At 66.1% G+C, this 18923-nt stretch carries 17 protein-coding genes; 14 read left to right on the forward strand and 3 right to left on the reverse strand.

Annotation, left to right across the window (positions count from 1 at the left end; all coding sequences use genetic code 11):
- Positions 1-72: 72 nt before the first annotated feature.
- The 6 genes from AC5P57_RS05685 to galU all read left to right on the forward strand — a co-directional run bounded on the left by AC5P57_RS05685 (position 73) and on the right by galU (position 5709).
- Positions 73-378, forward strand: coding sequence for an integration host factor subunit beta (locus AC5P57_RS05685; RefSeq protein WP_005409286.1), 306 nt, complete (start codon positions 73-75; stop codon positions 376-378).
- A 76-nt stretch (positions 379-454) separates the two neighbouring features.
- Positions 455-739 (forward strand): LapA family protein, encoded by a 285-nt coding sequence (locus tag AC5P57_RS05690; protein ID WP_076739220.1) that lies wholly within the window; start codon positions 455-457, stop codon positions 737-739.
- A 6-nt stretch (positions 740-745) separates the two neighbouring features.
- Entirely contained in the window at positions 746-1924 is a 1179-nt protein-coding gene (gene lapB / locus AC5P57_RS05695; protein WP_049428020.1) for a lipopolysaccharide assembly protein LapB, read from the forward strand.
- A 3-nt stretch (positions 1925-1927) separates the two neighbouring features.
- The gene (locus AC5P57_RS05700) at positions 1928-2917 is read left to right on the forward strand and encodes an MraY family glycosyltransferase (RefSeq protein WP_262235631.1); all 990 of its coding nucleotides are present in this window, start codon (positions 1928-1930) and stop codon (positions 2915-2917) included.
- Positions 2918-2920: 3 nt separating this feature from the next.
- A complete protein-coding gene (locus AC5P57_RS05705) occupies positions 2921-4834 on the forward strand; it encodes a polysaccharide biosynthesis protein (RefSeq protein WP_262235632.1) in 1914 nt (637 codons plus the stop codon).
- Entirely contained in the window at positions 4831-5709 is an 879-nt protein-coding gene (gene galU, locus AC5P57_RS05710) for a UTP--glucose-1-phosphate uridylyltransferase GalU (protein WP_024956143.1), read from the forward strand. Before AC5P57_RS05705 ends, galU begins: the two co-directional genes overlap by 4 nt.
- Positions 5710-6165: 456 nt before the next feature.
- Here the strand turns inward: galU and AC5P57_RS05715 are convergent, their stop codons facing one another.
- The 3 genes from AC5P57_RS05715 to AC5P57_RS05725 all read right to left on the reverse strand — a co-directional run bounded on the left by AC5P57_RS05715 (position 6166) and on the right by AC5P57_RS05725 (position 10523).
- Positions 6166-7374 carry an acetyl-CoA C-acyltransferase gene (locus AC5P57_RS05715; protein ID WP_005409292.1) on the reverse strand — a complete coding sequence of 403 codons (1209 nt, stop codon included), beginning with the start codon at positions 7372-7374 and terminating at the stop codon, positions 6166-6168.
- A 69-nt stretch (positions 7375-7443) separates the two neighbouring features.
- Positions 7444-9816 (reverse strand): 3-hydroxyacyl-CoA dehydrogenase/enoyl-CoA hydratase family protein, encoded by a 2373-nt coding sequence (locus AC5P57_RS05720; RefSeq protein WP_033834902.1) that lies wholly within the window; start codon positions 9814-9816, stop codon positions 7444-7446.
- Between the two features lie 53 nt (positions 9817-9869).
- Positions 9870-10523, reverse strand: coding sequence for a TetR/AcrR family transcriptional regulator (locus AC5P57_RS05725; protein WP_262235633.1), 654 nt, complete (start codon positions 10521-10523; stop codon positions 9870-9872).
- A gap of 320 nt (positions 10524-10843) precedes the next feature.
- On the opposite strand from AC5P57_RS05725, the gene ndk reads away from it, so the two are divergent.
- From ndk to moeB, 8 genes are all read left to right on the forward strand, one after another.
- Positions 10844-11269 (forward strand): nucleoside-diphosphate kinase, encoded by a 426-nt coding sequence (gene ndk / locus AC5P57_RS05730; protein ID WP_008265389.1) that lies wholly within the window; start codon positions 10844-10846, stop codon positions 11267-11269.
- 10 nt (positions 11270-11279) lie between these two features.
- Complete coding sequence (gene rlmN / locus AC5P57_RS05735) at positions 11280-12485, forward strand: dual-specificity RNA methyltransferase RlmN (RefSeq protein ID WP_099552922.1); 1206 nt, start codon at positions 11280-11282, stop codon at positions 12483-12485.
- The gene (locus AC5P57_RS05740) at positions 12472-13257 is read left to right on the forward strand and encodes a tetratricopeptide repeat protein (RefSeq protein ID WP_262235634.1); all 786 of its coding nucleotides are present in this window, start codon (positions 12472-12474) and stop codon (positions 13255-13257) included. The genes rlmN and AC5P57_RS05740 overlap by 14 nt, the downstream gene beginning before the upstream one ends.
- Positions 13258-13275: 18 nt before the next feature.
- Positions 13276-14148 (forward strand): RodZ domain-containing protein, encoded by an 873-nt coding sequence (locus AC5P57_RS05745; RefSeq protein WP_262235635.1) that lies wholly within the window; start codon positions 13276-13278, stop codon positions 14146-14148.
- A gap of 65 nt (positions 14149-14213) precedes the next feature.
- Entirely contained in the window at positions 14214-14852 is a 639-nt protein-coding gene (locus tag AC5P57_RS05750) for a YfgM family protein (protein WP_043884373.1), read from the forward strand.
- Complete coding sequence (bamB, locus tag AC5P57_RS05755; protein WP_099552919.1) at positions 14852-16060, forward strand: outer membrane protein assembly factor BamB; 1209 nt, start codon at positions 14852-14854, stop codon at positions 16058-16060. Before AC5P57_RS05750 ends, bamB begins: the two co-directional genes overlap by 1 nt.
- A gap of 17 nt (positions 16061-16077) precedes the next feature.
- Positions 16078-17475, forward strand: coding sequence for a ribosome biogenesis GTPase Der (gene der / locus AC5P57_RS05760; RefSeq protein WP_012479950.1), 1398 nt, complete (start codon positions 16078-16080; stop codon positions 17473-17475).
- 184 nt (positions 17476-17659) lie between these two features.
- Positions 17660-18796: a molybdopterin-synthase adenylyltransferase MoeB gene (gene moeB, locus AC5P57_RS05765; RefSeq protein ID WP_262235636.1), complete on the forward strand. Its 1137-nt coding sequence runs from the start codon at positions 17660-17662 to the stop codon at positions 18794-18796.
- Positions 18797-18923: the final 127 nt, after the last annotated feature.

An 18923-nucleotide genomic window follows, 5' to 3' on the forward strand; every position in this document is an offset into this window, starting at 1 on the left:
TGTTGTTTCCTGGACGGCCCGGGCTTCTGCCCGGGCCGTTTCAGGCTGAGATGCCCCTGATGTGAGCCGGTAATGACCAAATCCGAACTGATCGAAATCCTTGCGCGCCGCCAGGCGCACCTGAAGGCCGATGATGTCGATCTGGCGGTGAAGTCGTTGCTGGAAATGATGGGCGGTTCGCTGTCCGCCGGGGATCGCATCGAAATCCGTGGTTTTGGCAGCTTCTCGCTGCACTATCGTCCGCCGCGCTTGGGTCGCAACCCGAAGACCGGCGAATCGGTTGCCCTGCCGGGCAAGCACGTCCCCCATTTCAAGCCGGGCAAGGAACTGCGCGAGCGGGTCAGCAGTGTGCTGCCGCTGGACGCCGATCCGGCCTGAGCCTCCGTCGCGCCACCGCGTGCGAATCCAGCCGCGGGTCGGATAAGCTACGGACTCCTGCCACTGGAGCTGTCGCATGAAGGTCTTTCGTCTGCTGGTCCTGCTGGCGGTCCTGATCCTTGGGCTGATCATTGGTGCGGTCAACATGACCGCGATGTCGATCAACCTGCTGTTTACCCAGTTGAATACCTCTGTCGGCGTGGCGCTGATCGCGGCCCTGCTGATCGGTGTCATCGTCGGTGCCGGCCTGGTACTGGTGAGCGTGGTCATTCCGCTCTACGGTCAGCTGCGCCGTGCCAACAAGTCCGTGGCGGCAACGCCGGCTGCGGGTGTTTCCCCCCAATCTTTTGATGGACGCTGATCGAAGATGGATTTCGTCACCGAGTGGCTGTGGTTTTTCCTGTTCGTTCCGCTGGCCGCACTGGCCGGGTGGGTGATCGGCCGGCGTGGTGGCCAGCGCCACGGTGACAACCAGGTCAGCCGCCTGTCCAGCACCTACTTCCGTGGCCTGAACTACCTGCTCAACGAGCAGCCGGACAAGGCCATCGAACTGTTCCTGCACATCGCCGAGCTGGACAAGGAAACCTTCGAGACCCAGGTCGCGCTGGGCCACCTGTTCCGCCGCCGCGGTGAAGTCGACCGCGCCATCCGCCTGCACCAGGGGCTGGTCAACCGCCACGACCTGAGCGACGCGCAGCGCGTGCAGGCCCTGCTGGCGCTGGGCGAGGACTACATGAAGTCCGGCCTGCTGGACCGCGCAGAGACCGTGTTCACCGAGCTGGCACAGCTCGACCAGCGCGCCCCGCAGGCGCTCAAGCACCTGATCGGCATCTATCAGGCCGAGCGTGACTGGGAAAAGGCGATCGACAACGCCACCCGTTTCGAAGACGTCACCGGCGAGCCGATGGGCAAGCTGATCGGGCAGTTCGAATGCGAACTGGCTGAACGCTTCCGCGGTGCCGGCAAGCTGGAAGAGGCGAGGGCGGCGATCGCCCGCGCCTACCAGGCCGACGCCATGTCGGTGCGCGCCGGCATCATCGAAGGTCGCCTCGAGACGGATGCGGGCAACGCTGAAGCCGCGGTGCGTGCATTCGAACGTGCCGCGCGCAACGACCCCGAGTACCTGCCCGAGCTGCTGCCGGCGTTGATGGAAAACTATCGCAAGGTCGGCGACCTGGGCGGCGCACGTGCGTTCTTGTCGGAAATGACCGAACACTACCGTGGCATCGCCCCGGTGCTGGCCCTGACCCGGCTGATGGAAGAGCAGGAGGGCGTGGCTCCGGCCCGGGCCTACCTTGGCCGCCAGCTCAAGGATCGTCCGTCGGTGCGTGGCGAATCCGCGCTGATCGACCTGACCCTGGCCGAGGGCGCCGATTCCACTGCGACCCTGCATGACCTCAAGCACATCACCGACCAGCTGCTGGTGCGCAATCCCGCTTACCGCTGCACCCGTTGCGGGTTCGGTGCGCGCACCCACCATTGGCAGTGCCCGAGCTGCAAGGAATGGGGTACGGTCAAGCCACTGCTGAACTACGCGGTGCTCTGATCCATGCCGTGGCTCGTGATGGGCGCGCTGCTGGGGCTGGCCCTGCTGAGTGCGGGGCTGACCTGGGCGGCACGGGGTTATGCCCTGCGCCAGCAACTGATGGACCAGCCCGGCGAGCGTCGCAGCCATAGCGTGGCGACGCCGCGCGGTGGTGGTATCGCCATCGTCATCAGCCTGCTGGTCACCGCCGGTGCAGCGATGTGGGTCTGGCCTGAATCGACACCGAGCCTGCTGGTGGCCAGCCTGGGCCTGGTACTGGTGGCGGGCATCGGCTGGTGGGACGACCACCGGCCGTTGCCGGCCATGCGCCGCCTGCTGGTGCACTTCATTGCCGCCGCGCTGCTGGCCGCCCTGGTCAAGGTGCACGGTGGAAGCTGGTTGCTGGCCGGGCTGGTGCTGGTATTCACCGCCTCGTTGATCAACATCTGGAACTTCATGGATGGCATCAACGGTATTGCCGCCAGCCAGGCCATTGTTGTCGCACTGGGCCTGGCGCCGGTGCTGCCCTGGCCGTACTCGGTGGCGGCGGTGGCACTGGGCCTGGCCTGCCTGGGTTTTCTGCCATTCAATTTCCCGCGGGCCCGGATCTTCATGGGGGATGTCGGAAGTGGCGCGCTGGGCTATGCAGTCGCCGTCGTCCTGGCCATCGCCGCGGTGCGTACCGACATCAACTGGATCCTGCTGCTGGTGCCGGCTTCGGCGTTCCTCGTGGACGCGGGCTTCACACTGGCGGCGCGCATCATTTCCGGACAACGCTGGATGGAACCCCATACCCAGCACGTCTACCAGCGGGCGGTGCAGGCAGGAGCCAGCCACGCCCAGGTGACAGGGATGTACTTTGCTTTGGGCCTGTTCAGTATTACAGTGCTTAATGTCTGCTCCAATTTACAGCCGAGGTGGGAGGCTGTCCTGGCGGTCGCGTGGTTTCTCGCGCTGAGCGTCCTCTGGCTCCTCCTGCGCAATGGATTGCGTCACCGACAAGGAAATACCTGACTTATGGCTTCACCCTGGCGGGACAGAATCCTCGGCCTGATGCCGCGTTCGGCCATCGTCTGCCACGACCTGTTCATGGTCTGGGCATGCTGGCAGCTGCTCCATGCCGGGCGGTACTCGATCCTCCCCAACGCGCCCGCGCTTCCGCTCTGGAATGTCGACACCACGCTGGTGCTGCTGCTGCAGGGCCTGGTGTTCTGGCGCGTGGGCCTGTATCGCGGGCTGTGGCGTTTCGCCAGCGTCAGTGACCTGCTGAACATCTTCAAGGCCAGCTTCATCGGCCTGGTCGGCATCGTGCTGGTGCTGATGTGGAAGCGTTTCGACGGCGTGCCGATGTCGGTGCTGGTGATCTATCCGTTCGCGCTGTCGGCGCTGCTGGGCGCGCCGCGCCTGCTGTACCGGGCCTGGAAGGACTACCAGGCACTGCAGTCGGATTCGAGCGCGCGCCGCGTGCTGATCCTGGGTGCCGGGCAGGCCGCCGAGACCCTGGTCCGCGATCTGCGCCGCTCCGGCAACTTCGAGCCGGTCGGTCTGCTGGACGACGCACCGCACCTGCGCGGCGCCAAGCTGCAGGGCCTGCCGATCCTGGGCAGCCTGGATGATGCCCCGGCCGTGGTCCGCGAGACTGCGGCCAAGTTGCTGGTGATCGCCATGCCCTCGCTCGATGCCGCAGGCATGCAGCGGGTGGTCGCCATCTGCGAAAGCACCGGTGTGCCGTTCCGCACCGTGCCCAAGCTGAGCGACATCCTGCAGGGCCAGTCGCTGCCTGGCCAGCTGAAGGAAGTTGCGATCGAGGACCTGCTCGGCCGCAAGCCGATCACCCCGGACTGGAACCTGATCCGCGGCTGGTTGGGCGGGCGCACCGTGATGGTTACCGGTGCCGGTGGCTCGATCGGCTCGGAGCTGTGCCGCCAGTGCGCGCGCCATGGCGCCGGCCGCATCATCCTGCTGGAGATCAGCGAACTGCTGCTGCTGACCATTGAAGGTGAGCTGCGCCGCAGCTTCCCCGATATCGAGATCGAAGCGGTGCTGGGCGATTGTGGCGATCCTGCGGTGATCCGCCATGCGCTGTCGCTGCATCCGGTCGACACCACGTTCCATGCTGCGGCGTACAAGCATGTGCCGGTGCTGGAGCGGCAGCTGCGCGAAGCCGTGCGCAACAACATCCTGGCGACCGAGAACGTGGCCCGTGCCTGCCTGGAGGCCCGCGTCGAGCATTTCGTGTTCATCTCCACCGACAAGGCGGTCGACCCGGTCAACGCGCTGGGTGCCAGCAAGCGCTATGCCGAGATGATCTGCCAGAGCCTGGACCAGAAGTCCACGCACACCCGTTTCGTTACCGTGCGCTTCGGCAACGTGCTGGCCTCGGCCGGCAGCGTGGTGCCGCTGTTCCGCGAGCAGATCCTGCGTGGTGGGCCGGTCACGGTCACCGACCCGGAAGTCACCCGCTACTTCATGACCATCCCCGAGGCCTGCCAGTTGATCCTGCAGGCAGCGGCCTCGGCCTCGCACGGTGCGATCTACACGCTCGACATGGGCGAGCCGGTGCCGATCCGACTGCTGGCCGAGCAGATGATCCGTCTGGCGGGCAAGCAGCCGTACAAGGACATTCCGATCATCTACACCGGCCTGCGTCCGGGTGAGAAGCTGCACGAGACGCTGTTCTATTCGGACGAGGACTATCGGTCCACCGCGCACCCGAAGATTCTCGAGGCTGGCGTGCGCATGTTCTCGCGCGATCTGGTGCTGGGCAACGTCCCGCGCCTGCGCGAGGCAGTCTGCAGCTACGACACCGAAACCATCAAGGAAGTCCTGTTCGCGACGATGCCCGAATTCTCGCCAATCGAACAGGATGCTTACATTTCATCCGCTAAAGTCGTGCCCTTTCCGGCACGCGAGGCCAACAGGCACCAATGAGCAAGCGAATTCGCAAAGCAGTTTTCCCGGTCGCAGGTCTGGGGACGCGTTTTTTGCCAGCAACCAAGACCGTGCCGAAGGAGATGTTGCCGATCATTGATCGGCCGCTGATCCAGTACGCGGTGGATGAAGCAATCGAGGCGGGCTGTGACACGCTGGTGTTCATCACCAACCGTTACAAGCATGCAGTCGCCGACTATTTCGACAAGGCCTACGAGCTGGAACAGAAGCTCGAGCGCGCGGGCAAGCAGGAGCAGCTGGAACTGATCCGTCACGTGCTGCCCAATGGCGTGCGTGCGATCTTCGTGACCCAGGCCGAGGCGCTGGGCCTGGGCCATGCGGTGCTGTGTGCCAAGGCCGTGATCGGTGACGAACCGTTTGCGGTGCTGCTGCCGGACGACCTGATCTGGAACCGCGGCGACGGTGCGCTGAAGCAGATGGCCGATCTCAACGAAGCCAGTGGTGCCAGCGTGATCGCCGTTGAAGACGTGCCGCACGACAAGACCGCCAGCTACGGCATCGTCGCGACCGAGGCCTTCGATGGTCGCAAGGGCCGCATCTCGCAGATCGTGGAGAAGCCCAAGCCGGAGGACGCACCGAGCGACCTGGCGGTGGTCGGCCGCTACGTGCTGAGCCCGAAGATCTTCGAGCTGCTGGAACAGACTGGCAGCGGCGCGGGTGGCGAGATCCAGCTGACCGATGCGATCGCGCAGCTGCTGAAGACCGAAGAGGTCGATGCCTACCGATTCGAGGGCACTCGTTTCGACTGCGGCACGCACCTGGGGCTGGTGGAGGCGACGATCCGCTTCGCGCTGGACAACCCGAAGCTGGCTGGCCCGGCGCGGGAGAAGCTGACGGCGATGTTGGCGGAATAAGGTTTATCAAGCGCTCCGTTCGCGCTTTGATTGATACGTGATGGGCGGGACGGGTGGGCCTTTGCAGGACACGCCGTAAACCCGTCCATGGGGGCTCGGTCGCCGCATCCATGCGGCGAACGGTCCTGCAAAGGCCCACCCGCCCCGCCTGTCATGTTTCCTGCGGGCGCGGACGGGAAGGGCGGAATCAAAGGCAGAAGCACAAGCAAAAAAGGCAGCCTATGGCTGCCTTTTTCGTTTCCAGAGCAGAGGCATCCACGCATGGCGTGGATCTACTGCCTTTGCTCATCCCTCCGCCGCGGGGAGGCTGGAAGGGCCGGGTTGGCAGGGCTGCCCGGGACCGTTGGCGCCATGGATGGCGCCATCGAGCCCCCATGGATGGGTTCACGGCGTGTCCCGGGCAGCCCTGCCAACCCGGCCCACGCCATGAAGCCCAACGAGGCAACGCTTTGAACCTTACAGCGCCTCGAAAATACCCGCTGCGCCCATGCCGGTGCCGATGCACATCGTCACCATGCCGTACTTCTGCTGGCGACGACGCAGGCCGTGCAGCAGGGTCGCGGTACGGATCGCACCGGTTGCACCCAGCGGGTGGCCCAGGGCGATCGCGCCGCCCAGCGGGTTGACCTTGCTCGGGTCCAGGCCGCAATCACGGATCACCGCCAACGACTGCGCGGCGAATGCTTCGTTCAGCTCGATCCAGTCCAGCTGGTCCTGGGTCAGGCCGGCCTGCTTCAGGGCCTTCGGGATCGCGGCGATCGGGCCGATGCCCATCACTTCCGGGCGCACGCCGGCCACCGAGAAGCTGACGAAACGGGCCAGCGGGGTCAGGCCGTAATCCTTGATCGCCTGCTCCGAGGCCAGCAGCACCGCGCCTGCACCATCGCTCATCTGCGACGAGTTACCGGCGGTGACGGTGCCGCCGAACTGGCCGTTGCGGAACACCGGGCGCAGCTTGGCCAGGCCTTCAGCGGACGAATCCGGGCGCGGGCCTTCGTCTGTGTCGGCGATCTTGTTGCGGGTGATGATGCGCTGGCCATCGGCCAGGTCCGGCAGGTGCGAGACGATCTCGTACGGGCTGATCTCGTCCTTGAACTCGCCGTTCTGGATCGCGGCCATGGCCTTCTGGTGCGAGGCGAGGGCGAAGGCGTCCTGGTCTTCGCGCGAGACCTTCCACTCTTCGGCGACCTTCTCGGCAGTGATGCCCATGCCGTAGGCGATGGCCACGTGGTCGTTGTCGAACACGCTCGGCGCCATGGCGATCTTGTTGCCCATCATCGGCACCATCGACATCGACTCGGTGCCACCAGCCAGCATCAGGTCGGCGTTGCCCAGGCGGATCGCGTCGGCGGCCTGCGCGACGGCCTGCAGGCCGGAGGAGCAGAAGCGGTTCACGGTCTGTGCGGCGATGGTGTTCGGCAGGCCAGCCAGCAGCACGCCGATGCGCGCCACGTTCATGCCCTGCTCGGCTTCCGGCATGGCGCAGCCGATGATCGCGTCATCGATGCGGTTGACGTCCACGCCCGGGGCCTGCGCGACGACGCTGCGCAGCACGTGCGCAAGCATGTCGTCGGGGCGGGTGTTGCGGAACATGCCCTTGGGCGCCTTGCCGACCGGGGTGCGGGTGGCGGCGACGATGTAGGCGTCCTGGATTTGCTTGGTCATTGCAGTGATCTCTTGAATAGGGGTTGGAAGAGGTTGCCGGCCAGCGGCCGGCACTACCGATGTCTTCCGTCAGTTCCGCAGCGGCTTGCCGGTCTTCAGCATGTGCGCGATGCGGGCCTGGGTCTTTTCCTGCTGGGCCAGTTCGACGAAGTGCTTGCGCTCCAGGGTCAGCAGCCACTCTTCGTCCACCAGGGTGCCGCGGTCGACCTTGCCGCCGCACAGCACGGTGGCGATGCGCTCGGCGATCTCGTAGTCGTACGGGCTGATGAAGCGACCTTCCAGCATGTTGACCAGCATCATCTTGAAGGTGGCGATGCCCACGTCACCGGCGACCTGGATGCGGCGTGCCGGCAGCGGCGGGCGGTAACCGGCTTCGGCCAGGGCGCGGGCTTCAGCCTTGGCGATGTGCAGGGCCTCGTAGCTGTTGAACACCACCTTGTCGGTGCTGCGCAGCAGGCCCAGTTCCTTGGCGTTGACGGCCGAGTTGGACACCTTGGCCATCGCCACGGTCTCGAAGGTCTTCTTCAGTTCGGCGAACACGTCACCGCCCGGACCGGCTGCCTGCGAGGCACGCACGGCCAGTTCCTTCAGGCCACCACCGGCCGGCAGCAGGCCGACGCCGGCCTCGACCAGGCCGATGTAGCTTTCCAGGAAGGCCACGGTCTTGGCGCTGTGCATCTGGAACTCGCAGCCGCCGCCCAGGGCCAGGCCGCGCACGGCAGCCACCACCGGCACCAGCGAGTACTTGATGCGCTGGCTGGTGCGCTGGAAGTTGGCGACCATCTCTTCGAACTGGTCGACCTTGCCGGCCTGCAGCAGGCCGAGCGCACCGGCCAGGTCGGCACCGGCGGAGAAGGGTTCCTTCTGCTGCCAGATCACCAGGCCCTGGAAATCCTTCTCGGCGCGGCTGACGCATTCCTGCAGGCCATCGAGCACCTGGTCGGACACGGTGTTCATCTTGGTCTTGAAGCTGACCACGGCGATGCCGTCGCCGTCGTGCCACATGCGCAGGCCGTCGTTCTCGAACACGGTCTCGCCCGGCGCGAACTTTTCGCCCAGCAGCGGATCCGGGAAGCGCTGGCGCTGGTATACCGGCAGCGACGAGCGCGGCAGCTTGGCGTTGCGCGAGGGGCTGTAGCTGCCTTCGGCGGCATGCACGCCGTCGCGGCCATCGAACACCCAGTCCGGCAGCGGCGCGTTGCTCATGCTCTTGCCGGCCACGATGTCATCGGCGATCCACTGCGCGACCTGCTTCCAGCCGGCGGCCTGCCAGGTTTCGAACGGGCCCAGCGACCAGCCGTAGCCCCAGCGGATGGCGAGGTCGACGTCGCGCGCGGTCTCGGCGATGTCGGCCAGGTGGTAGGCGCTGTAGTGGAACAGGTCGCGGAAGGTCGCCCACAGGAACTGCGCCTGCGGATGCTGGCTCTCGCGCAGCTTGGCGAACTTCTCGGCCGGGTTTTTGATCTTCAGGATCTCGACCACTTCCGGCGCGGCAGCGCGATCGGCCGGGCGGTAGTCCTGCTTCTCCAGGTCCAGCACCACGATGTCCTTGCCGACCTTGCGGAAGATGCCGGCGCCGGTCTTCTGGCCCAGTGCGCCCTTGGAAATCAGTGCATCCAGCCACTTCGGCGACTTGAAGAACTCATGCCACGGGTCGTTGGGCAGGGTGTCGCCCATGGTCTTGATGACGTGCGCCATGGTGTCCAGGCCGACCACGTCGGAAGTGCGGTAGGTAGCCGACTTCGGGCGGCCCACCAGCGGGCCGGTCAGGCCGTCCACTTCATCGAAGCCCAGGCCGAACTGCTGGGTGTGGTGGATGGTGGACAGGATCGAGAACACGCCGATGCGGTTGCCGATGAAGTTCGGGGTGTCCTTGGCGTACACCACGCCCTTGCCCAGGGTGGTGACCAGGAATGCTTCCAGGCCTTCCAGCACGGCGGCATCGGTGGTGGTGGCCGGGATCAGCTCGGCCAGGTGCATGTAGCGCGGCGGGTTGAAGAAATGTACGCCGCAGAAGCGGTGGCGCAGCTGCTCGGGCAGCACGTCGGCCAGCTTGTTGATGCCCAGGCCCGAGGTGTTGGAGGCCAGCACCGCGTGGTCGGCCACGAACGGGGCGATCTTCTTGTACAGGTCCTGCTTCCAGTCCATGCGCTCGGCGATGGCCTCGATGATCAGGTCGCAGTCCTTCAGCTGCTCCAGGCCGGACTCGTAGTTGGCCGGGGTGATGGCTTCGGCCAGCGACTTGCTGGCCAGCGGCGCCGGGCTCAGCTTGCCCAGGTTGGCGATCGCCTTCAGCACGATGCCGTCGGCCGGACCTTCCTTGGCAGGCAGGTCGAACAGCACGGTGTCGACGCCAGCATTGGTGAGGTGGGCGGCGATCTGGGCACCCATGACGCCGGCACCCAGCACGGCGGCGCGGCGGACTAGCAGGGAATTGGACATGGTGTAGGGCCTTTGTTGGTCAGCAGTTACTGGGTGGGTCACACCCGGTGGAATCACGGGGAAGCGGGCAGGGCGCTGGCGCGTGCGGCGGCGCGGAACCCGGCTTCGGCGAAATGGATCAGTTCGTGGGCGGCATGGGCACGATGCGCCGCTTCGGTGACACCGGCGGGACGCTTGATCAGCCCGAAGTCGGCCATCGCATAGGTCAGCGAGCCGGCCAGGAAGTCGAGGCGCCAGTACAGCTCCTCCTTGCTCAGGTCCGGCACGCATTCGCCGATGGCCTTGCCGAACGCACGCAGCACGTGGCCGTAGTGGTCGGACAGGAACTTGCGCAGGTTGTCGTTCTTCTCGGCGTAGGCGCGGGCGATTACGCGCACGAAGGCGCCGCCGTTCTGGCGGTCCTGGGCCAGTGCCAGCGCCGGTTCGACAAAGGCGGCCAGCACCGGGCGCAGTTCGCCGGGGTGTTCGCTGCGGGCGCGCTCGAGCTGCGACAGGCGGGCACCGGTCATCTCGTCCATGCGGCGGCGGAACACCTCGTTGACCAGGTTTTCCTTGGAGCCGAAGTGGTAGTTGACCGCCGCGATGTTGACGTCGGCCTGGCTGGTTACCTGGCGCAGCGAGGTGCCGGCGAAGCCATGCAGGGCGAACAGCTCCTCGGCGGCACCGAGGATCCGGTCCTTGGTCGAGAAGTGGGCGGGTTTGGCCATCGGCGGGCAGACCTTAATCAAACGATTGTTTGATACTAGAACCAGACGGTGGCGTATGGCATTTTGCAGTGCAGCAAAACCGACCGGGCGGTTACAGGGGATTCAGTAGTGCCAGCCCATGGCTGGCAACCCCCAATCCTGAATGGGAGCCCCGGGACCGCAAACGCCGGGCGTCAGGCCTGCCAGCCATGGGCTGGCACTACTGAGTGGGATCTCTTACAATTCGCCTACGTTTATCAGGCTAAGCCCGCGTCCCGACGCGGGTTTTTTTCATGTTACCCTTCGGGCCATCAGCGGCCCGATTCCATTGGAGACATCCCATGGCGCTGGAGCGCACCCTTTCGATCATCAAGCCGGACGCCGTTGCCAAGAACGTCATCGGCGAAATCTACGCCCGCTTCGAGAAGGCCGGCCTGAAGGTCGTGGCCGCCAAGTACAAGCAGCTGTCGCGCCGTGAAGCCGAAGGCTTCTACGCCGTGCACCGCGAGCGTCCGTTCTTCAACGCGCTGGTCGAGTTCATGATCTCCGGCCCGGTGATGATCCAGGCCCTGGAAGGCGAGAACGCCGTCCTGGCCCACCGCGACCTGCTGGGCGCCACCAACCCGAAGGAAGCCGCTGCGGGCACCATCCGCGCCGACTTCGCCGAATCCATCGATGCCAATGCCGCCCACGGCTCGGACTCGGTCGAGAATGCCGCGATTGAAATCGCCTACTTCTTCGCCGCCACCGAAGTCGTTTCGCGCTGAGAGTAATGCCGTGAACGAGGTCGTACAGTCCCCCGCCATCCAGCCGCTGCCGAAGACGGCACCCACGGCTGGCAAGCAGAACCTGCTCGACCTCGATCGCGCGGGCCTGGAGAAGTTTTTCGTCGAGGTTCTTGGCGAAAAGAAGTTCCGTGCCCATCAGGTGATGAAGTGGATCCACCATCGCTACGTCACCGATTTCGATGAAATGACCGACCTCGGCAAGGTCCTGCGCGCCAAGCTGCAGGCCCATGCCGAGGTGCTGGTTCCCAACATCGTGTTCGACAAGCCCTCCGCCGACGGCACCCACAAGTGGCTGCTGGCGATGGGCGTGGATGGCAAGAACGCCATCGAGACCGTGTACATCCCGGACAAGACCCGCGGCACGCTGTGCGTGTCCTCGCAGGTCGGTTGCGGCCTGAACTGCACGTTCTGCTCCACTGCTACCCAGGGCTTCAACCGCAACCTGACCACTGCCGAGATCATCGGCCAGGTGTGGGTTGCCGCACGCCACCTGGGCAACGTGCCGCACCAGATGCGCCGCCTCACCAACGTGGTGATGATGGGCATGGGCGAGCCGCTGATGAATTTCGACAACGTCGTGCGCGCCATGAGCGTGATGCGCGACGACCTGGGCTACGGCCTGGCCAACAAGCGCGTGACCCTGTCGACCTCCGGCCTGGTGCCGCAGATCGACCGCCTGTCTGCCGAAAGCGACGTGTCGCTGGCGGTGTCGCTGCACGCGCCGAACGATGCGCTGCGCGAAACGCTGGTGCCGCTCAACAAGAAGTACCCGATCGCCGAGCTGATGGCCTCGTGCGCACGCTACCTGCGCGCCAACAAGCGCCGCGAATCGGTCACCTTCGAATACACCCTGATGAAGGGCATCAACGACAAGCCCGAGCATGCCCGCGAGCTGGCCCGCCTGATGCGCCAGTTCGACAACGCGGTGCAGGCCAAGGATTCGGGCAAGGTCAACCTGATCCCGTTCAATCCGTTCCCCGGCACCCGCTACGAGCGTTCGGAAGAAGCGCACATCCGTGCCTTCCAGAAGATCCTGCTCGACAGCAACGTGCTGACCATGGTCCGCCGTACCCGTGGCGATGACATCGACGCCGCCTGTGGCCAGCTCAAGGGCCAGGTAATGGACCGCACCCGCCGCCAGGCGGAGTTCAACAAGACGCTGCAGGCGGGGAAGGGGAGCGATGCCGCGGCCTGACCGCCTCTGGCTGGTTCTGTTCGCAGGCGTGCTGGCCCTCGCGGTCGGCGGCTGCAAATCCCATCCCAAGGCCAAGCTTGGCCCGAGCGAGGCGCCGGTCTACTCCGTCCGTGATCCGGAAGGGGTGCGACAGCAGGTGCGTTGGCAGGAGTTGCTGACCCTGGCCGGCCGCGACATCCAGGGCGGTAATCTCGATGCTGCCGAGCGCAAGGCGCGCGAAGCCCAGAAGCTGGTGCCGACGGCCCCCGACGGCCTGGTCCTGCTTGCGGGCATCGACGAGCGTCGCGGTCGCAGCCAGCAGGCCGGCGAGAACTTCCGCAAGGCTGCCGAGCTGGCGCCGCAACGCGGCGACGTGCTCAACAACTATGGTGCCTGGCTCTGCCAGCAGGGTCAGGCGGCCGAATCGCTGATCTGGTTCGATCGTGCCCAGCGGGCGCCGGGCAATCCCGCCGTAGCCGAAGCACAGGCCAACGCCGGCAGCTGTGCGCTGGATGCAGGCCAGTTCGAACGTGCCGGGCGCGACCTGCGCGCGGCGCTGGCGACACTGCCCGGCAACCCGGTCGCATTGGAGGCCATGGCCCAGCTCAGCTTCCGCCAGGGCCGCTACATGGAGGCCCGGGCCTTCGCCGAACGTAGGATTGCGGCTGCACCCGCAACGCGTTCCGTGTTACAACTTGCGTCTCAAATCGAAGCGCGGCTGGGGGATAGGGCGGCATCTGAACGCTATCTCCAGCGGATTCGACAGGAATTTCCGCAGGAAGCGGGCTCCTAACTCCAGGGTTGATGCATTGTGATTGATGACCAGACTGTGAGCGCTCTCGAGACTGCGGCCGGCTGCGGCACCCGCCTGCGCCAGGCCCGTGAAGCGGCCGGACTGACCCTTGAGGATGTCGGCTCGCGCCTGCGCATGCCGGTCCAGGTGGTCAAGTCGCTGGAAGAAGAGCAGTGGCAGAAGCTGGGGGCGCCTGTATTCGTGCGCGGCCAGCTGCGCAGCTACGCGCGCCTGCTTGATGTCGATGTGAGCCAGCTGCTCGAGCAGGCACAGGTGGGGCCGGTAGTGCCGCCCACCCTGGTCAGCCATACCCATACCCCGCGTGCGCGCCGCATTGCCGAGAATCTCGGCCGGCGCGTGCTGTACGTCGGCATCACCGCCGTGCTGGCCGTGCCGGTGTGGTTCGCCACCCGCGGCCATTTCGATGGCAGTGCCACGCCGTCGCCGAACACCGCCTCGCTGGACGCGATCCCGGCCGCTGTGCCGGTGGCCCCCTCCGCTGCGGGTGTCGAGCCGGCAGCCCCGGTTGAAGTCGCCAGTGCCCCGGCCAGCAAGCCGGCCGCAACCCCGTATGTCGCTTCGCTGTCGCCGGTGCCGCGTTCGGCACCCGCTGCGCCCGTGTCCGCCAATACGCTGGAGATGCAGTTCAGTGGCGACAGCTGGGTCGATATCGGTGGTCCGGACGGCGCCACCGTCGAAAAGGCGCTGATCAAATCCGGCGAGAGCCGCAGCTTCACGCCGGGCCAGGTGACCCGGGTGACCCTGGGCAACGCCTCGGCGGTCCAGGTTCAGCAGAACGGCGCTATCGTCGATCTGACCCCCTACCAGCGAGCCAACGTGGCACGCTTTCAGGTATCCTCTGAAGGCTCCGTAGTCCCGGTTTCGCACTGAGGCGCGGTTTCACCACCTTCGATTAAACCCAATGGTCCCTCCCGATGGGCGGGGCGAGAGTACGCATGGCGATCGACGATCTGCTCGACGAGCACGAACAAAGTGAACGCGTCCGCAGCTGGCTGCGGAAGAATGGCGCCAGCATCCTCGGTGGCGTAGCCATCGCGATCGGTGCCATTGCCGGCTGGCAGTGGTACCAGAAGGATCAGGGCGGCAAGCTGGCCTCGGCCAACGTGGAGTACCAGAAGGCGCTGGTCGGTCTTCAGCAGAACAAGCTCGACGACGCTGCCAAGGCAGTGAAGGCGCTCGAAGCCGGCCCGTCCAGCATCTACGGCGACCTCGCGGCGCTGCAGCTGGCCAAGGCCCAGGTCGATGCCGGCAAGAACGAAGAAGCGCTGGCCACCCTGCGCGCCGTGAAGGTCGAAGGTGACCTGCAGCGCGTGGTCGACCAGCGTGTGGCCCGCCTGCTGGTGGCCACCGGCAAGAGCGACGAGGCGATCAAGCTGCTGGGCAGCGCCACCGACAGCAGCAGCCTGGAAATCCATGGCGATGCGCTGCTGGCGCAGGGCAAGCGCGATGATGCCCGCGCACAGTACGAGAAGGCGCTGAAGTCGCTGGACGTGGCAGCGCCGCAGCGGCGCCTGCTGGAAACCAAGGTTATGGATGCCGGCGGCACGGTCGCCGCCCCTGCGGAGTCGGTTTGATGAGTCAGAAGGTCATGATCACCCGCGTCGCCACCGTGCTCCTGATGGGCATGGCCCTGACCGGCTGCAGCACCGTCAAGGGCTGGTTCGCCGGCAAGGACGCGGCAGCGAAGAAGGCCCAGGAGCCGGCTGAGCTGGTCAAGTTCGAGCCGAGCGTGAAGGTCAACAAGGCCTGGTCGGTCAACCTCGGCAAGGGCGAGCGCCGCATCGGCGTGCGCCAGGGCCCGGCGGTGGCCAATGGCCACGTGTTTGCCGCGGCGATCACCGGTGGCGTGCACGCCATCGACCTGCAGACCGGCAAGAAGGTCTGGACCTGGGAGCCGCAGAAGGAAAAGAAGAAGCCGAAGCTGCGCCTGTCCGGCGGCCCGGGTGTCGGTGAAAACCTGGTCGTGATCGGCACGCTCGATGGCCAGGTCATCGCCCTGGACATCAATGACGGCAGCGAGAAGTGGCGCGCCCGTGTTCCGGGTGAAGTCATTGCCGCGCCGGCCGTGGCCCAGGGCCTGGTGTTCGTGCGCAGCAACGACGGCCGCGTCACCGCCTTCGATGCCGGCAATGGCACCCAGAAGTGGTTCAATCCGAGCGAACTGCCGGCGCTGACCGTGCGCGGCAACGCACCGGTGGTCACCGGTCCGGGCGTGCTGTTCATCGGCAAGGACGAAGGCGCGGTTGCCGCGCTGGCCATGCAGGATGGGCGTACCCTGTGGGAACAGAACCTTGGCAACGGCGAAGGCCGTACCGAGCTGGACCGCATGGCCGACGTCGACGGTGCTCCGGTGCTGGAGGGCAACACCCTCTTCGTGAGCAGCTTCAAGAACCAGACCATGGCCATCGAAGGCCCGACCGGTCGCCCGCTGTGGGCGCGTGACCATGGCGGTGCAGGTGGCGTGGCGGTGTCGTCGGGCAATGTGTTCGTTACCGACAACAAGGGTGGCGTGTTCGGCCTGGACAAGGCGACCGGCGCTGCCATGTGGTCGCAGACCGAGCTGGCGCGTCGTTCGCTGACCGGCCCGGCGCTGCACGGTGATTACGTGGTCGTCGGCGACTACAAGGGATACGTGCACTGGTTGAAGACCTCCGATGGTGCGATGGCGGCACGGGCGAAGAGCGGCGGTGACGCCCTGCTGGCCCAGCCGGTCGTCGTCGACGGGGTGCTGCTGGTGCAGAACGTGGATGGCAAGCTGACCGCCTTCCGGTTGGCAAATTAAAAATTGGAGTAATCGCGATGCTGCCTTTGGTCGCCCTGGTTGGACGGCCGAACGTCGGCAAGTCGACTATTTTCAATGCGCTTACGCGCACCCGCGACGCGCTGGTCCATGACCAGCCCGGCGTCACCCGTGACCGCAACTACGGCGTCTGCCGCCTCGACGAGGACAACCATTTCCTCGTCGTGGATACCGGCGGTATCGCCGGTGAGGACGAAGGCCTGGCGGGCGCCACCACGCGCCAGGCCCGGGCTGCCGCGGCTGAGGCCGATCTGATCCTGTTCGTCGTCGACGCCCGCGAGGGCACCTCGGCGCTGGACGACGAGATCCTGGCCTGGCTGCGCAAGCTGTCGCGCCCGACGCTGCTGCTGATCAACAAGATCGATGGCACCGACGAGGACAGCGTGCGTTCGGAGTTCGCCCGTTACGGCTTCGGCGAGATGCTGACCGTCTCGGCCGCGCATCGCCAGGGTCTGGACGACCTGCTGGACGAAGTGATCCAGCGCCTGCCGGAAGAAGGCAGCGGCGAAGAGCTGGACAACGACCCGAACCGCATCCGCATCGCCTTCGTCGGCCGCCCGAACGTGGGCAAGTCGACTCTGGTCAACCGCATCCTCGGCGAGGAGCGAATGATCGCCTCCGACGTGCCGGGCACCACCCGCGACTCGATCGCCGTGGACCTGGAGCGCGACGGCCGCGAGTACCGCCTGATCGATACCGCCGGCCTGCGCCGCCGTTCGCGCGTGGACGAGGTCGTCGAGAAGTTCTCGGTGGTCAAGACCATGCAGTCGATCGAGCAGTGCCAGGTGGCCGTGCTGATGCTGGACGCCACCGAAGGCGTGACCGACCAGGACGCCACCGTGCTCGGTGCCGTGCTCGATGCCGGCCGCGCGCTGGTCATTGCCATCAACAAGTGGGATGGCCTGACCGAGTACCAGCGCGAGCAGGCCGAAACCATGCTGTCGCTGAAGTTGGGCTTCGTGCCGTGGGCCGAATCGGTCCGCATCTCGGCCAAGCACGGTTCGGGCCTGCGCGAGCTGTTCCGTGCGGTGCACCGGGCGCACGAATCGGCGAACAAGACCTTCACCACCAGCGAAGTGAACAAGGCGCTGGAAGTGGCTTACGAGACCAATCCGCCGCCGACCATCCGCGGCCACGTCTCCAAGCTGCGCTACGTGCACCCGGCCGGCGCAAACCCGCCGACCTTCATCGTGCACGGCACGCGCCTGAAGGAGCTGCAGGAATCGTACAAGCGCTACCTGGAGAACTTCTTCCGCAAGCGTTTCAAGCTGATCGGTACGCCGGTGAGCTTCATCTTCCGCGAAGGTACCAACCCGTACGAGGGCAAGAAGAACGTCCTCACCGAGCGGCAGGTCAAGGCCAAGCGGCGCTTGATGAAGCACGTCAAGGGCAAGTGATTCACGAGAAGGCGGCCGCAGGGCCGCCTTTTTCGTTCGCGCTCCCACCGGTAGTGCCGGCCGCTGGCCGGCAACCTCGTGTCGTGTGACGCGTTCATGGCCATGCCGGCCAGCGGCCGGCACTACCCGATGTTTGCAGATATCGGTCAAGGCGGCCTGCCGTCACGTGCGCGATAATGCAGCCATGAGCATCCAAGAGCTTTCTCCAGAACAGGCGCGCGAGCGCCTGGCCCATGGCGCGGTGCTGATCGATGTGCGGGAGGCGCACGAACGGGCCGGCGGGATGGCCGAGGGCGCACGCGGCGTGGCCAAGGGCGAACTGCAGGCCGACCCGGCTGCGCATCTGCCGCGGCACGACCAGGAGATCCTGCTGATCTGCCAGAGCGGCAAGCGCTCGGCCGAGGCCGCGCAGTGCCTGCTGGAGGCCGGCTATACCCACGTCGCTTCCGTGACGGGTGGCACCGTGGCCTGGCGCGAACAGTCGCTGCCGCTGGTGCAGCCGTTGGCCAGCGCCGCCGACCGCGATTTCTACGACCGTTATTCGCGCCACCTGCTGCTGCCGCAGGTGGGTGAAGCGGGCCAGCGCCGCCTGCAGCAGTCGCGCGTGCTGGTGCTGGGCGCGGGCGGCCTGGGTGCGCCAGCCGGCTTCTATCTTGCCGCCGCCGGGGTAGGGCACCTGCGCTTTGCCGACCATGATCGGGTGGAGCGCAGCAACCTGCACCGGCAGATCGTGCATACCGAAGCCAGCGTCGGCCAGCTCAAGGTCGATTCGGCGCGCGAGCGGCTGTTGGCGCTGAACCCGTCGATCGAGGTCGAGGCGGTGCCCGAGCGGGTCACCTCTGACAACGTGGATGCGTTGCTGGACGGCGTGGACGTGGTGCTGGATGGTTCGGACAACTTCCCGCTGCGCTACCTGCTCAACGACGCCTGCATCAAGCACGCCACGCCGCTGGTGTACGCCGCCATCGAGCGCTTCGATGGCCAGGTAAGCGTGTTTGACGCCGGCCGCCAGCGTGGCGTGGCGCCGTGCTACCGCTGCCTGTTCCCGGAACCGCCGCCGCCGGAGTTCGCGCCGAATTGTTCCGAGGCCGGTGTGCTGGGCGTGCTGCCTGGCCTGGCCGGCGTGCTGCAGGCCACCGAGGTGCTGAAGCTGCTGCTGGACATCGGCGAGCCATTGGTCGGCCGGCTGCTGCGCTTCGATGCGCTGGGCATGCGCTTCCGCGAGACCGGCATCCGGCCGGACCCGCACTGCCCGGTGTGCGCACCGGGCGTGCCGTTCCCGGGGTATATCGATTACGCCGCGTTCTGCCGGGGTGGGTGAGGTTGGCCTGGCAATGCCTTGGTAGATGCCGACCTTGGTCGGCGTTTTTGTGCCAACCAAGGTTGGCACCTACCGAAGCGGGTGCATGGTTTCGGGATCCGGCATCCGGCCGGACCCGCACTGCCCG

It is taken from the genome of Stenotrophomonas sp. YJH_SMC_79 (assembly GCF_059367995.1).